12 protein-coding genes are annotated in these 14,194 nt (G+C 73.4%); 5 read left to right on the forward strand and 7 right to left on the reverse strand.

Annotation, left to right across the window (positions count from 1 at the left end):
• The first annotated feature begins 244 nt into the window (after nucleotides 1-244).
• The 3 genes from ACFSJS_RS20335 (at nucleotide 245) to ACFSJS_RS20345 (ending at nucleotide 3,660) form a co-directional block, all read left to right on the forward strand.
• Nucleotides 245-937, forward strand: coding sequence for a hypothetical protein (locus ACFSJS_RS20335; protein WP_380902432.1), 693 nt, complete (start codon nucleotides 245-247; stop codon nucleotides 935-937).
• Between the two features lie 44 nt (nucleotides 938-981).
• Nucleotides 982-1,779 carry a thioredoxin domain-containing protein gene (locus ACFSJS_RS20340; protein WP_380902434.1) on the forward strand — a complete coding sequence of 266 codons (798 nt, stop codon included), beginning with the start codon at nucleotides 982-984 and terminating at the stop codon, nucleotides 1,777-1,779.
• Nucleotides 1,780-1,989: 210 nt separating this feature from the next.
• Nucleotides 1,990-3,660, forward strand: coding sequence for an alkaline phosphatase D family protein (locus ACFSJS_RS20345; protein WP_380902436.1), 1,671 nt, complete (start codon nucleotides 1,990-1,992; stop codon nucleotides 3,658-3,660).
• Nucleotides 3,661-3,712: 52 nt separating this feature from the next.
• Here ACFSJS_RS20345 and ACFSJS_RS20350 read toward each other — a convergent pair whose 3' ends face one another.
• Complete coding sequence (locus tag ACFSJS_RS20350; protein WP_380902438.1) at nucleotides 3,713-4,294, reverse strand: dienelactone hydrolase family protein; 582 nt, start codon at nucleotides 4,292-4,294, stop codon at nucleotides 3,713-3,715.
• Between the two features lie 140 nt (nucleotides 4,295-4,434).
• Between ACFSJS_RS20350 and ACFSJS_RS20355 the strand changes: the two genes are divergently transcribed.
• A complete protein-coding gene (locus ACFSJS_RS20355) occupies nucleotides 4,435-5,589 on the forward strand; it encodes a mechanosensitive ion channel family protein (RefSeq protein ID WP_380902440.1) in 1,155 nt (384 codons plus the stop codon).
• Between the two features lie 63 nt (nucleotides 5,590-5,652).
• Here the strand turns inward: ACFSJS_RS20355 and ACFSJS_RS20360 are convergent, their stop codons facing one another.
• From ACFSJS_RS20360 to ACFSJS_RS20370, 3 genes are all read right to left on the reverse strand, one after another.
• Complete coding sequence (locus ACFSJS_RS20360; RefSeq protein ID WP_380902442.1) at nucleotides 5,653-6,594, reverse strand: RluA family pseudouridine synthase; 942 nt, start codon at nucleotides 6,592-6,594, stop codon at nucleotides 5,653-5,655.
• An 81-nt stretch (nucleotides 6,595-6,675) separates the two neighbouring features.
• The gene (gene lspA, locus ACFSJS_RS20365) at nucleotides 6,676-7,290 is read right to left on the reverse strand and encodes a signal peptidase II (RefSeq protein WP_380902444.1); all 615 of its coding nucleotides are present in this window, start codon (nucleotides 7,288-7,290) and stop codon (nucleotides 6,676-6,678) included.
• Between the two features lie 35 nt (nucleotides 7,291-7,325).
• Nucleotides 7,326-7,814, reverse strand: coding sequence for a TraR/DksA family transcriptional regulator (locus ACFSJS_RS20370; protein ID WP_380902446.1), 489 nt, complete (start codon nucleotides 7,812-7,814; stop codon nucleotides 7,326-7,328).
• A 721-nt stretch (nucleotides 7,815-8,535) separates the two neighbouring features.
• On the opposite strand from ACFSJS_RS20370, the gene ileS reads away from it, so the two are divergent.
• On the forward strand, nucleotides 8,536-11,697 hold the full coding sequence (ileS, locus tag ACFSJS_RS20375) for an isoleucine--tRNA ligase (RefSeq protein ID WP_380902448.1): 3,162 nt from the start codon (nucleotides 8,536-8,538) through the stop codon (nucleotides 11,695-11,697).
• Nucleotides 11,698-11,925: 228 nt separating this feature from the next.
• On the opposite strand, the gene ACFSJS_RS20380 is transcribed toward ileS, so the two are convergent.
• The 3 genes from ACFSJS_RS20380 to ACFSJS_RS20390 all read right to left on the reverse strand — a co-directional run bounded on the left by ACFSJS_RS20380 (nucleotide 11,926) and on the right by ACFSJS_RS20390 (nucleotide 14,050).
• Nucleotides 11,926-12,999: a DivIVA domain-containing protein gene (locus ACFSJS_RS20380; RefSeq protein WP_380902450.1), complete on the reverse strand. Its 1,074-nt coding sequence runs from the start codon at nucleotides 12,997-12,999 to the stop codon at nucleotides 11,926-11,928.
• A gap of 48 nt (nucleotides 13,000-13,047) precedes the next feature.
• A complete protein-coding gene (locus ACFSJS_RS20385) occupies nucleotides 13,048-13,332 on the reverse strand; it encodes a YggT family protein (protein ID WP_031506621.1) in 285 nt (94 codons plus the stop codon).
• Nucleotides 13,333-13,402: 70 nt separating this feature from the next.
• Entirely contained in the window at nucleotides 13,403-14,050 is a 648-nt protein-coding gene (locus tag ACFSJS_RS20390) for a cell division protein SepF (protein WP_380902452.1), read from the reverse strand.
• Nucleotides 14,051-14,194: the final 144 nt, after the last annotated feature.

A 14,194-nucleotide genomic window follows, 5' to 3' on the forward strand; every position in this document is an offset into this window, starting at 1 on the left:
GGTCCCCGTCCTCCCCCACCCCTCCCGCACGCCCCTCGCGCCCCGTGCGCAACCGGCGTGCGCGCGGGCGTCGCGCACCCTCGAAGGCACCGGTGCGCGGACCGGGGGCCGCGGGCCGTACGGGCCCGCGCCCCGCTCCCCGGACCGCTCCCCGGGCCCCCGAGGCCCCGGGCGGCGTCGCGGCCGTCATCCGGTGACCGCCTTTAGGTCCGTCTTAGCGGAACGCGTGGCACACTCGGCTGCGATGAACAGGACGGGCACCACCGACACGGGCCTCCGGGCGGCACGCGCCGCGGTCTTCACCGCGCTGTGCCTCGCCCTGTCCTCGGGTGCCCACGTGCTGCTCACGGCGGAGCCCCTGCCGTACGCGCCGCTCCTGCTGGTCGGCGCGGCGGTCTTCGCGGTCGCCTTCGCGCTCGCCGGGCGGGAGCGCGGCTACTGGTCGATCGCGGGCCTGATGGTGCCGCTGGAACTGGCGGCCGACACCGTCTTCACCACCGGCCAGCACACCTGCTACGGGCAGGCGGGCGGCCCCGTCGCCGGGCCGCTGCGCTCCCTGGGCCTGGACCTGCTGTGCGCGGGCGGCGACTTCGGCACGCCGCTGGCGCGGATGGCCGCCCCCGGCTCCTCCCCGCTCCCCGCGGCGGCCCACCCCGCGGCCCCCTGGCTGCTGCTGGCCGCGCACGTGGCCGTCGGCCTGGCGGCCGCCGCCTGGCTGCGCCGCGGCGACGCGGCGCTGACCCGGCTGCTGCGCGCCGCCGCGGCGGCCGTCTTCCGGCCGCTGCTGCTGGCCGCCACCGCCCTGCGCACGCCCCCCGCGGCCGCCGGCCCCGGCACCCGCCCGGGCCCCGGCCCCGCGGGGCCGCGCGCGCTCCCGCTGCTGGTCCACTCCGTCGTGCGACGGGGGCCCCCGTGCCCGGTGGCTCCCGCCTCCTGAGCACCACCGCCCCCTGACGCACACGACACGGAGAACACACCCCCATGAGCAAGCGCAACAGCCAGGAAGCCAAGCGTGCCGCCCGCGAGCGCCTGAAGGTCGAGCGGGAGAGGCAGGCCAAGAAGGACAAGCTGCGCCGCCAGCTGATCGTCGCCGTCTCGGTCGTCGCGGTCCTCGCGATCGCCGGCGGCATCGGGTTCGCCGTCGCCAACATGGAGCGCGGCGGCAGCGACAAGTCCTGGGAGAACGTCGCGGACCGGAAGCTGGTGAAGCCGGCCAACACCTCCGGTGAGAACGGCACCACCGTGGTCGTCGGCGGCGAGGACGCCGAGAAGACCATCGACGTCTACGAGGACATGCGCTGCCCGGCCTGCGCCAACTTCGAGCAGCAGATCGGCGAGCCCCTCAAGCAGGGCGCCGAGGACGGCAAGTACAAGCTGCAGATCCACCTCGGCAGCATCATCGACGGCAACATGGGCGGGAACGGCTCCAAGAACGCCATCAGCGCGCTGGGCGCCGCGCTGAACGTGAGCACCGAGGCGTTCGCCGAGTACCACTCCCTGCTGTACTCGGCCGAGCACCACCCGTCGGAGGCCGAGGACAAGTTCGCCGACAACGAGTACCTGCTCGACGTCGCCGAGAACGTCGACGCGCTGAAGGGCAACGAGAAGTTCGAGACGGCCGTCGAGAAGGGCACCTACGACAAGTGGGCCCTGGAGATGGTCGACAGCTTCAACAAGGCCGACATCAAGGGCACGCCCACCGTCCGGATCGACGGCAAGGACGTGGAGACGGCCAAGCTGCCCGAGGAGCTGGGGAAGCTGGGCGTCAAGCTCCAGTGACCGCGCGGCCCGGCTGACCGGGCCGCCGCTCCGGCCCCCCGCACCACCGGCCCGGTGGCCGCCGCACCCCGCGGCGGCCACCGGGCCGAGCCGTCCGCGGGGCCGGAACGGTACGCCCGCCCCTCTTCCCGGCCAACGGTGTCCGACGGCTCGGCGAACTCCCGCGGGCACCCTGTCCGATCACGCTACCGGCGCGTAGCATCTGCCGCCGTGACCGACACCCACACCGCTTCCGACGGCGCCGCCCGCGCCTTCGCGCCCACCCGGCGCACCGTCGTCGCCGCCGGCGCCGCCGGTGCCGCGCTGCTGTCCGTGACCGCCCGGCAGCGCGCGAGTGCCGCCGGCGCCGCCTCCACCCCCGTCTTCGCCCACGGTGTCGCCTCCGGCGACCCGCTGCCCGACGGTGTCCTGCTGTGGACCCGCGTCACCCCCGCCCCCGAGGCCGCCCCGGGCTCCGGCGCGGGCCCGGACGTGGAGGTCTTCTGGGAGGTGGCCGAGGACCGCGGCTTCACCTCCGTCGTCGCCTCCGGCCGCACCACCGCCACGGCCGCCTCCGACCACACCGTCAAGGCCGACGTGCGGGGGCTGCGCCCGGCGACCGAGTACCACTACCGCTTCTCCGCCGCGGGCACCCGCTCCCCCGCCGGACGCACCCGCACCGCGCCGGCCGACGGCGCGGCGGCCGGCCGGATCCGCTTCGGGGTGGTCTCCTGCTCCCACTACGAGAGCGGCTTCTTCACCGCCTACCGGCACCTGGCCGCCCGGAACGACCTCGACGCCGTCCTGCACCTGGGCGACTACATATACGAGTACGGCAAGGGCGAGTTCCCGCTGAAGGACGGCATCGTCCGCGAGATGCGGCCCGTCCACGAGACCGTCACCCTCGCCGACTACCGGCAGCGCCACGCCCACTACAAGTCCGACCCGGACCTGGCGGCCCTGCACGCCGCCCACCCGGTGATCGCGATCTGGGACGACCACGAGGTGGCCAACGACGCCTGGTCCGGCGGCGCCGAGAACCACACCCCCGGCACCGAGGGCGACTGGGCGGCGCGCGCGAGGGCGGCCCGGCAGGCCTACTTCGAGTGGATGCCGGTCCGCCCCTCCACCGAGGGAACCGTCTACCGGCGGCTGCGCTTCGGCGACCTGGCCGACCTCCACCTGCTGGACCTGCGCTCCTTCCGCGACCGGCAGGCCGGCTTCGGCGACGGCGACGTGGACGACCCCGACCGCACCATCACCGGGCGCGCCCAGTTGGACTGGCTGAAGTCCTCCCTGGCCTCCTCCGGCACCCGGTGGCACCTGGTGGGGACCTCGGTGATGATCTCCCCGATGGCCTTCGGCTCCGTGCCCGCCTACCTGCTGGGGCCGCTGGCGGAGCTGCTCGGCGTCCCCCGCGAGGGCCTGGCCGTCAACGCCGACCAGTGGGACGGCTACACCGACGACCGCCGCGAACTGCTGACCCACCTGCGCGACCGGGGCATCGGCAACACCGTCTTCCTCACCGGCGACATCCACATGGCGTTCGCCAACGACGTGCCGGTACGGGCGGCGACGTACCCGCTGCAGAAGCCGGTCGCCACCGAGTTCGTGGTCGCCTCCGTGACCTCGGACAACCTCGACGACTTCCTGAAAGTGCCGCCGCACACCGTCTCCTCCGTCGCCGAGGCCGCCGTGCGCGCCGCCAACCGCCACACCCGGTGGGTCGACATGGACTCGCACGGCTACGGCGTCCTGGACGTCACCGCCGAACGGACCCAGATGGACTACTACGCCCTGTCGGACAAGACCGACCCGCAGGCCGCGTCCCACCACGTCCGCTCCTACCGCACCGTCTCGGGAGCGCAGCGGCTGGAGCGCGCCGAGGAGCCCGTGCGCTGAACCGCCTCCCCCGGCCCGGCGCGTCCCGCGCCGGGCCGGGGCGCGGCCGCCGTCAGCCCTCGCCGGTCCCGGCCAGGAAGTCCAGCGCGATCCGCCAGGTCCGCTCGGCGGCCTCCGCGTCGTGGTCGGGCAGGCCGGGGTCGGTGTACAGGTGTCCGGCCCCGGCGTAGCGGTGGACCTCCACGTCCGCGCCCGCCCGCCGCATCCGCAGGTACCAGGCGTTGAGCCAGTCGTGCGGCTCGAAGGGGTCGGGGTCGGCGACGTGGAGCTGCACGGGCAGGTCGTCGACGGAGGCGTCCTCCGGGATGTCGGAGGTGCCGTGGAGCAGCAGCAGCCCGCGCGCCCGGGTGTCGGCGAGGGCGAGGTTCTGGGCGACCGCCCCGCCCAGGGAGAACCCGGCGTACACCAGCCCCCGCTCGGAGAGGGGGGCGGTGGCGGCGACGGCGCGGCGCAGCAGGTCGTCCCGGCCGATCTCGTCCTTGATCGCCATGCCCTCCTCGACGGTGTCCGCGGTCCGCCCGCCGTACAGGTCCGGGGTGTGCACCTCGTGCCCGGCCTCCCTCAGCCGCTCGGCCGCCTCCAGGACGGCGGGGCGCAGCCCGTAGGCGGAGTGGAACATCACAACGGTGGGCACGGTGTCACTTCCTTCGCAGGTCAGGGTCGTGATCCGGATACGGGCGCCGAGTCCGGGAACAAGACCTGTCCCATGGTGCCAGGTACGGTCGATGGGGTCCCCGCCGTCCCACGGAAGTCCACCGAGGAGTTCACACGACCATGGAGAACGTGCTGCGGCCGCTGATCGTCTTCGGCGGTGCGATCGCCCTGGCGTTCGCCGTCGGCTGGGTGGTGGACCGTGCGCTGCGCCGCATGGACGCCCGGCACCCCGAGACGCCTATGTGGGGCCTGCTGCGCAGCGGCCGGGTGCCCCTCCAGGCGGTGGTCCTCGTCGGCCTGCTCAACGCCTTCTCCGACGAGACGCACCTGGCGCGCGACCACCAGAAGACCGTCGACCTGTGGCTGAGCCTGATATTCACCGGGGCCGCCGCGTGGCTGGCGCTGCGGGCGCTGACGGCGGTGGTGGAGACGGCGTTCTCGCGCTACGCCGGGATCGCGCACGACGCGGCGCGGGTACGGCGCGTGCGCACCCAGCTGACGCTGGTGCGGCGGCTGGCGACGACCGTGGTCGTGATCATCGCCGGCGCGGCGATGCTGCTGCAGTTCCCCGCGATGGAGAAGCTGGGGACCTCCATGCTGGCCTCGGCCGGTGTGCTGGGCATCGTGGTCGGCATCGCCGCCCAGTCCACGCTGGGCAACCTCTTCGCCGGCCTCCAGATCGCCTTCGGCGACATGGTGCGCATCGGCGACACGGTGATCGTGGACGGCGAGTGGGGGACGGTCGAGGAGATCACCGTCTCCTACCTGGTGGTGCGCACCTGGGACGAGCGCCGGATCACCATGCCGGTGTCGTACTTCACCAGCAAGCCGTTCGAGAACTGGTCGCGCGGCGGCGCGCAGATGACCGGAACGGTCTACCTCCACCTGGACCACTCGGCGCCCATCGCGGCGATCCGCGCCAGGACGGAGGAGATCGTACGGGCCAGCGACACCTGGGACGGCCGCTCCTGGGGCCTGGTGGTGACCGACACCACGCCCACCACGATCGAGGTCCGCGCGACGGTGACGGCGCGCAACGCCGACGACATCTGGACGCTGCGCTGCCATCTGCGCGAGGAGCTGATCGCCTGGCTCCACCGGGAGCACCCCTACGCCCTGCCCCGCGTCACCACGGCGCAGGCGGCGCCCGAGCCGCCCCGGCGCGGCGCGCCGGAGCAGGCCGGGCCGCGCGGCGAGGACGGCGGCCCGGGGAGCGGCGGCCCGGGGAGCGGGCGCACGCCGGGGATACCGGACGCCCGCAAGCCGAGCCGCTGAACCGGGGCGCGGGCGGTCCCCCGGGGGCCGGCCCCGTACCGCCCGCGCCCCGGCGGTGCCGCCCTACGCGCTCTCGGCGCGCACCCGGTCCAGCGCGGTCCGCAGGTCGTCGGGGTAGTCGCTGGAGAACTCCACCCAGCGGCCGTCCGCCGGGTGCTCGAAGCCGAGCCGGACCGCGTGCAGCCACTGCCGGGTCAGGCCGAGCCGCCTGGCCAGCGTCGGGTCGGCGCCGTAGGTGGTGTCGCCGACGCACGGGTGCCGGTGGGCGGCCATGTGGACGCGGATCTGGTGGGTGCGGCCGGTCTCCAGCTTGATGTCGAGCAGGCTGGCGGACCGGAACGCCTCGATCAGGTCGTAGTGGGTGACCGACGGCTTGCCGTCCGCGGTGACGGCCCACTTGTAGTCGTGAACGGGGTGCCGTCCGATGGGCGCGTCGATCGTGCCGCTGAGCGGGTCGGGGTGCCCCTGGACGAGCGCGTGGTAGCGCTTGTCGACCGTGCGCTCGCGGAACTGCTGCTTGAGCAGGGTGTAGGCCCGCTCGGACTTGGCGACCGCCATCAGCCCGGAGGTGCCCACGTCCAGCCGGTGGACGATGCCCTGGCGCTCGGCGGCGCCGGAGGTGGAGATCCGGAAGCCCGCGGCGGCGAGTCCGCCGACCACGGTGGGGCCGGTCCAGCCGGGGCTGGGGTGGGCGGCCACGCCGACCGGCTTGGAGACCACCACGACGTCCTCGTCGTCGTGGACCACCTCCATGCCCTCCACGGGCTCGGCGACGACCTTCACCGGCGCGGGGGGCGCGGGCATCTCGACCTCGATCCAGGCCCCGCCGCGCACGCGCTCGGACTTGCCCACCTCGCCCCCGTCGAGCCGGACCTTCCCCGAGGCGGCCAGTTCGGCCGCCTTGGTGCGGGAGAAGCCGAACATCCTGGCCAGGGCGGCGTCTATGCGCTCGCCCTCCAGGCCGTCGGGTACGGGCAGGGTGCGGATCTCGGGAAGCTGGCTCACCCGATCGAGTATGCCGGAAACGGACCGTGCCCCCTCCCGGCGGCCGGGAGGGGGCACGGTGGACGGCCGCCGCGCGGGCGGTCAGTCGCGGTGGACGCTGCCGTCGGGATCCAGTCCGCGGAAGGACAGCAGCACGATCAGCACCCCGCCGCAGACGATCGCCGAGTCCGCGAGGTTGAAGACGGCGAAGTGCGCGGGCGCGATGAAGTCCACGACGTGGCCCTGGAACATCCCCGGCGACCGGAAGACCCGGTCGGTGAGGTTGCCCAGGGCACCGCCCAGGAGCAGCCCGAGGGCCACGGCCCACGGCGTGCTGTACAGCTTGCGGGCGATCCGCACGATCACCACGATCACGGCCGCCGCGATGACGGTGAAGACGACGGTGAGGGCCTCGCCGATGCCGAAGGCCGCTCCGGGGTTGCGCACGGCCTGGAAGCGCAGCCAGGTGCCGATCACCTCGATCGGGTCGTGGCCCTCCAGCTTCTCGACCACGACGATCTTGGTGATCAGGTCCAGGGCGTACGCGACCGCCGCCACGACGGCGAGTTCCGTGATCCGCCGCCGGCCCCGCCCGCCGTCCGCGGCGGCACCCGTGGGGTCCGTCCCCCCCGTCGTCGCCCCCGGCCCGCGCACAGGGGTCCCGGTCTCGCTCTGGGCCTCGCCCGGCTGCTCGCCGGCCCGCTCCACCTCTGTCACGTGATGCAGGGTACGTCACACCCGTGCGGGAGCGGTCAGCGGCGTTCCTGCCGCTGCTTGCACTCCACGCACAGGGTGGCCCGGGGGAAGGCCTGCATCCGCGCCTTGCCGATCGGCCGGCCGCAGCTCTCGCAGGCGCCGTAGGTGCCGGCCTCCAGCCGGTCCAGGGCCCGCTCGGTCTGGTAGAGCATCTCCCGGGCGTTCTCGGCGAGCGCCATCTCGTGCTCGCGCGTGATGTTCTTGGTGCCCGTGTCGGCCTGGTCGTCCCCGGCGCCGTCGGCCGAGTCGCGCATCAGGCCGCTGAGCGCCTCCTCGGCGGCGTGGATCTCCACGCGCAGGCGCTCGGACTCCCGGGCCAGCTCCGCGCGGGCCTCCTCGACCTCCTGGGCCGTCCAGGGCTCCTCCCCGGGCCGCACCAGCAGCTCGTCGGGGGCGGCGAGGGCCGCGGCCGTACGCGCCGGGGGGACCGGAGCCGCCGCCTGCTCGGCAGCCCGTGCTCCCGTCGTGGACTTCTTGGCAACCACCGTCTCGGCTCCCGTCTTCCTGCCGGCCGCCCTTCCGGCGGACGGCTCCCTGGCTGCGCTCCGGCCGGCGTTCCCCGCCGCGGTGCCGCGGGCCGGCTTCTTCCCTCCGGCGGCCCCGGCCGGCGCGGCGGCCGCGGAGGTCCTCCCCGCGGCCCCGCCGGCGGTTCCCGCGGTCTTCCGCGCGGTGTCCGCCCTCGTGCCCGCGGTCTCCTCCGCCACCATGGCCGCGATCCCTTCACATATTATGATCTTGCTCGCGAATCGTGACCGGAACGATAAAACGCCGCCCATCCCTCGGCAACCGGGCACGCCGGTCGACCGCTCCTCTTCCGGCACGAACCCGCGCCCCTGCCCAGTTGTGCCCCACCGTGCCGCCCGAAAACCGGTCCGCCCCCATTGGGCGGCACCCTTACACTGGGCGGAGCGAGAGGCGTCGAAGGGGACGAGTAGCGTCCGTACGCAGCCACGAGCGACCCGGGGACGGTGTGAGCCCGGGGGCGAGCGCGGCGTGAAGATCACCCCGGAGCCGCCGGAAGAAAGTCCTCCGAGGCGTCCGCCCGGAGCGGCGAGTAGAACCGGCATCGCAGCACCAATGAGTGGGCGGTGGACGCGCGGCCCCGCGCGACCGCCGCCAAGGAGGGTGGTACCGCGGGAACCGGCGCCGAGCGGCGGCTCTCGTCCCTCCGGCGGAAGTCACCACGTCCGTTGGAGGAAGCTCGACATGACCCCGCAGTCCCCGCCCCGGTACCGTCCGGTGCCCGCCCAGGTGGACCTCCCCGCCCTGGAGCGCGCCGTACTGGACTTCTGGCGGGACAACAAGGTCTTCGCCCGCAGCCTGGAGCAGTCCGAGGGCCGCCCCGAATGGGTGTTCTACGAGGGACCCCCGACGGCCAACGGCATGCCCGGCGCCCACCACATCGAGGCCCGCGTCTTCAAGGACGTCTTCCCGCGCTTCCGCACCATGCGCGGCTACCACGTGGCGCGCAAGGCCGGCTGGGACTGCCACGGCCTGCCGGTCGAGCTGGCGGTCGAGAAGGAACTGGGCTTCAACGGCAAGCAGGACATCGAGGCGTACGGCATCGCGGAGTTCAACGCCCGGTGCCGCGCGTCGGTGACCCGGCACACCGACGCCTTCGCCGAGCTGACGACCCGGATGGGCTACTGGGTCGACATGGACGACGCCTACCGGACGATGGACCCGCAGTACATCGAGTCCGTCTGGTGGTCGCTGAAGCAGATCTTCGGCAAGGGCCTGCTCGTCCAGGACCACCGGGTGGCCCCCTGGTGCCCGCGCTGCGGCACCGGCCTGTCCGACCACGAGCTGGCCCAGGGCTACGAGACCGTGGTCGACCCCTCGGTCTACGTCCGCCTCCCGCTGACCTCCGGCCCGCTGGCGGGCGAGGCCGCGCTGCTGGTGTGGACGACCACCCCCTGGACCCTGGTGTCCAACACCGCGGTCGCCGCACACCCGGACGTCACCTACGTGGTGGCCACGGACGGCCGCGAGAGGCTGGTGGTGGCCGAGCCGCTGCTGGACAAGGCGCTCGGCGAGGGCTGGAGCACCACCGGGCAGTCCTTCACCGGCCGCGAGATGGAGCGCTGGGCCTACCGCCGCCCGTTCGACCTGGTGGAGATCCCCGGCGCCCACTTCGTCCTCAACGCCGAGTACGTCACCACCGAGGACGGCACGGGCCTGGTCCACCAGTCCCCCGCCTTCGGCGAGGACGACCTGAGGACCTGCCGCGCCTACGGGCTGCCGGTGGTCAACCCCGTCCGGCCCGACGGCACCTTCGAGGAGGAGGTGGGCCTGGTCGGCGGGCAGTTCTTCAAGAAGGCCGACGAGGCGCTGGTCGCCGACCTCGACGCGCGCGGCCTGCTCTTCCGCCACCTGCCCTACGAGCACAGCTACCCGCACTGCTGGCGCTGCCACACCGCGCTGCTCTACTACGCGCAGCCGTCCTGGTACATCCGCACCACCGCCGTCAAGGACGCGCTGCTGCGGGAGAACGAGCGGACCAACTGGTTCCCGGAGTCGGTCAAGCACGGCCGCTACGGCGACTGGCTGGACAACAACATCGACTGGGCGCTGTCCCGCAACCGCTACTGGGGCACCCCGCTGCCGATCTGGCGCTGCGAGGAGGGCCACCTCACCTGCGTCGGCTCGCTGGCGGAGCTGACGGAGCTGACCGGCACCGACCAGTCCGGCCTGGACCCGCACCGGCCCTACATCGACGCCGTCACCTTCCCCTGCACCTCCGAGGGCTGCGCCCTGGAGGCCGTCCGCGTCCCGGAGGTCATCGACGCCTGGTACGACTCGGGCTCGATGCCCTTCGCCCAGTGGGGCTACCCGTACCGCAACAAGGAGGTCTTCGAGAAGCGCTACCCGGCGCAGTTCATCTCCGAGGCCATCGACCAGACGCGCGGCTGGTTCTACACCCTGATGGCGGTCGGCACGCTGGTCTTCGACCGCTCCTCCTACGAGAACGTGGTCTGCCTGGGCCACATCCTCGCCGAGGACGGCCGGAAGATGTCCAAGCACCTGGGCAACATCCTGGAGCCGATCCCGCTGATGGAGCGGCACGGCGCGGACGCGGTGCGCTGGTTCATGGCGGCCGGCGGCTCCCCGTGGAGCGCGCGGCGCGTGGGCCACGGCACCATCCAGGAGGTCGTCCGCAAGACGCTGCTGACCTACTGGAACACCGTCGCCTTCCAGGCCCTGTACGCCCGCACCTCGGGCTGGGCCCCCTCGGCGTCCGACCCGGAGCCCCAGGCGCGGCCGCTGCTGGACCGCTGGCTGCTCAGCGAGCTGCACGCGCTGGTCGACCAGTGCACCCAGGCCATGGAGGCCTACGACACCCAGCGCGCCGGCAAGCTGCTGTCGACCTTCGTGGACGACCTGTCCAACTGGTACGTGCGCCGCTCCCGGCGCCGCTTCTGGCAGGGCGACGCGGCCGCGCTGCGCACCCTGCACGACGTGATCGAGACCGTCACCCGGCTGATGGCCCCGCTGGTCCCGTTCATCACCGAGCGGGTCTGGCAGGACCTGGTCGTGCCCGTCACGCCCGGCGCCCCGGACTCGGTCCACCTGGCCTCGTGGCCGGAGGCCGACCTGGACGCCGTCGACCCCGACCTCTCCCGCGACATGCTGCTGGTGCGGCGGCTGGTGGAGCTGGGCCGGGCCACGCGCGCGGAGTCGGGGGTCAAGACCCGGCAGCCGCTGTCGCGCGCGCTGCTGGCGGCGCAGGGCTTCGAACTGCTCAGCGACGAGCTGCGGGAGCAGATCGCCGAGGAGCTGAACGTCACCTCGCTGGCCTCGCTGTCGGAGGTGGGCGGTTCCCTGGTGGACACCGCGGCCAAGGCGAACTTCCGCGCGCTGGGCCGCCGCTTCGGCAAGCGGACGCAGGCGGTCGCCCGGGCCATCGCCGAGGCGGACGCGGCGGCCCTGTCGGCGGCGCTGCGCAACGGCACGGCGGCGGTGGAGGTCGACGGCGAGACGATCGCGCTGTCGCCGGAGGAGGTCATCATCACCGAGACCCCGCGCGAGGGCTGGTCGGTGGCCTCCGACGCCGGCGCCACGGTCGCCCTGGACCTGGAGATCACCCCGGAGCTGCGGCGGGCCGGACTCGCCCGCGACGCCATCCGGCTGATCCAGGAGGCCCGCAAGAACAGCGGCCTGGACGTCGCCGACCGGATCGCCCTGCGGTGGCGGTCGGACGACGAGGAGGTCGCCCGGGCGCTCACCGAGCACCGGGCCCTCATCGCCGACGAGGTCCTGGCGGCGGAGTACGCCGAGGGCGCGGGCGACGACTCCTTCGGTGAGCCGTTCGAGGACGAGGGGCTGTCCCTGGTCTTCCGCCTCCGCCGGGAGCCGGCCCGGGCCTGAGCCGGCCGCCGCCCTTCCGCCGCCCCGGTTCCGTTCCCGGCCCGCGGCCCTTGTGGGCGCCCGCGGGCCCGTGCGGGGGGGGGGGAGCCCGCCCTCCGCGACAGTGAAATGAGCACGCCAACGGGCCGGGCCCGGGACACCTTCTTCGGTTCCCGGGCCCGGCCCGTTGCGATATGCCGACCTGCCGCCGCCTCCGGCGGCCTCTTCCGACTGCCGGTCAGGGGCCGGTCAGTTGTCGTCCTCGTCGATGAGGAAGCCCCGCATCGGCGAGGGCGCCTGCTGCATCGGCTGCGGACCCTGCGGCCGCACCGGCGCCATCGGCTGGGTCATCGCCGGGGACATCTGCTGCTGTCCGCCGTACGACTGGCCGCCCTGGCCGCCGTGACCGCCGCCGTGGCCGCCCGGCCCGCCCATGGACTGGCCGCCCATCGCCTGGTGGCCGCCCATGGTGTTGCCGGCGGAGGCACCCGCCGACGCCATCGACGGGGACGGCGGCAGCGAGGCCGTGGCCGGCGTGCGCGGCGGGGCCAGGGAGTCGTCGGCCTGGTTCTCCAGCTGGCGCAGCTGGCTCTCCAGGTACGACTTCAGACGGGTGCGGTACTCGCGCTCGAAGCCGCGCAGGTCCTCGACCTTGCGCTCCAGCGTGGCGCGGGCGGACTCCAGGGAGCCCATCGCGACGCGGTGCTTCTCCTGCGCGTCCCGCTCCAGGGCGTCGGCCTTGGCGCGGGCGTCCCGCTCCAGGCCCTCGGCGCGGCTGCGCGCCTCGCCGACGATCTTGTTGGCCTCGGAGCGGGCCTCCGCGATCGCCTGGTCGGCGGTCTGCTGCGCCAGCGACAGCACGCGGGCCGCGCTGTCGCCGCCCGGGCCGCCCTGGCCCGGCTGGGGCATGCCCGGACCACCGGGGCCGCCCATCGGTCCGGGGCCCATCGGCCCGGGACCGTGCGGGCCCTGCGGCCCGTGCCCGCCGGGACCTGCCGGCAGCTGCGGTGCACCGCCGGGCAGCTGGGGCGGGCCGCCCATCTGCCCCGGCGGGACCGGCTGCGGACCCGATATGGCGGCGGGCACCGGCCCCGACCGTTCCTGGGGCTCGGGTTTGCGCATGCCCTGCTGTTGCTGGTTCTGCGCCGCGGCACGGGTGGCGGCGGCCAGCTTGGCGCGCAGGTCCTCGTTCTCGCGGAGCAGTCGGGTCAGTTCGGCCTCGACCTCGTCGAGGAAGGCATCGACCTCGTCCTCGTCGTAGCCCTCTCGCAGGCGGACGGTCGTGAACTGCTTGTTCCGCACGTCCTCGGGGGTCAGCGGCATCTCTTCACCTCAACGTAAGTCATCGGCATATCGGCAAGACCGTATCGCTCACAGCCTGGCCACGACACTGATCAGGATGTAGACGATGATCATCAGTACGAAGAAGGACAGGTCGAGCGCCACGCCCCCGAAGCGCAGCGGCGGTATGAACCGCCGCAGAAGCTTGAGTGGCGGATCAGTGACAGTGTAGGTGGCCTCCAGGACGACCACCATCGCCTTGCCGGGCTGCCATGAGCGGGCGAACATGAAGACGTAGTCCATGACCAGGCGGAAGATCAGCACGACGAGGAAGCATTGCAGCGCAATGAGGACCACCTGCTGTGCGACGCCCATCGTGCGCTTCCCTCTCCCTGTGGGTCGTGTCCGGCCGCCTGCCGGCCGGACTGTCTGCTCGTACTGACCATCAGCTCTGGTTGAAGAACCCGCCCTCTGCGATGCGGGCCTTGTCCTCCGCCGTGACATCGACGTTAGCAGGAGACAGCAGGAAGACCTTCTGTGTCACCCGCTCGATGCTCCCGTGCAGACCGAAGACCAGCCCCGCCGCGAAGTCGACGAGACGCTTCGCGTCGGTGTCGTCCATCTCGGTCAGGTTCATGATCACCGGGGTGCCCTCGCGGAAGTGTTCCCCGATGGTACGGGCTTCGTTGTACGTCCGGGGGTGGAGTGTGGTGATCCGGTAGGGCTCCCGCTCGGACACGACCTTGGGCATGATCACCGGTGCGTTCTTCTCCAGGTTCTGGCGCTCGGGTGTGATGGATGCCACGGGGGCGATTCTCCCGTGTCGCCCGCTTTCGCCGGCGATCGCGGGGGTCTGCTCCCGTTCCCGGTGGGCCGGAGGGGGGACGACCCGCACCGGCTCCTCGGGCTCGGGCTCGCCGCCGGCCTTCACCGCGGGAGCGCCCAGGGGCTGGTGCGCCTGATGCCTGTGCCGGTCCCGCTCGGGCTCCGGCTCGGGCTCGAACTCGTCGTCGGGGTCGAACCCCGGGCCGTCGTACCCATCGTCCTCCACGAGGCCGAGGTAGACCGCCATCTTGCGCATCGCGCCGGCCATTCTCTGCGTCCTCCGCTCTGTGGTGGTGTCCCCGGCCTCCGGCGGGGAGACCCCAAGCTCCCTCACCGGTGGCCCAGGATCCACACGGCCATCCCCTCCGGAGGGAAATGACCATATTTTCTGCTGTGGTCCGACTTGCTTGGC

Source organism: Streptomyces desertarenae (genome assembly GCF_042681365.1).
GTDB classification, from domain to species: Bacteria; Actinomycetota; Actinomycetes; order Streptomycetales; family Streptomycetaceae; genus Streptomyces; species Streptomyces desertarenae.

What these genes read in the sequence shown, in the direction of transcription:
- ACFSJS_RS20380 (WP_380902450.1), bottom strand. Translation starts at nt 12,999, where the DNA reads ATGCCGCTGACCCCCGAGGACGTGCGGAACAAGCAGTTCACGACCGTC.
- ACFSJS_RS20335 (WP_380902432.1), top strand. Translation starts at nt 245, where the DNA reads ATGAACAGGACGGGCACCACCGACACGGGCCTCCGGGCGGCACGCGCC.
- ACFSJS_RS20340 (WP_380902434.1), top strand. Translation starts at nt 982, where the DNA reads ATGAGCAAGCGCAACAGCCAGGAAGCCAAGCGTGCCGCCCGCGAGCGC.
- ACFSJS_RS20390 (WP_380902452.1), bottom strand. Translation starts at nt 14,050, where the DNA reads ATGGCCGGCGCGATGCGCAAGATGGCGGTCTACCTCGGCCTCGTGGAG.
- ACFSJS_RS20355 (WP_380902440.1), top strand. Translation starts at nt 4,435, where the DNA reads ATGGAGAACGTGCTGCGGCCGCTGATCGTCTTCGGCGGTGCGATCGCC.
- ileS (WP_380902448.1), top strand. Translation starts at nt 8,536, where the DNA reads ATGACCCCGCAGTCCCCGCCCCGGTACCGTCCGGTGCCCGCCCAGGTG.
- ACFSJS_RS20385 (WP_031506621.1), bottom strand. Translation starts at nt 13,332, where the DNA reads ATGGGCGTCGCACAGCAGGTGGTCCTCATTGCGCTGCAATGCTTCCTC.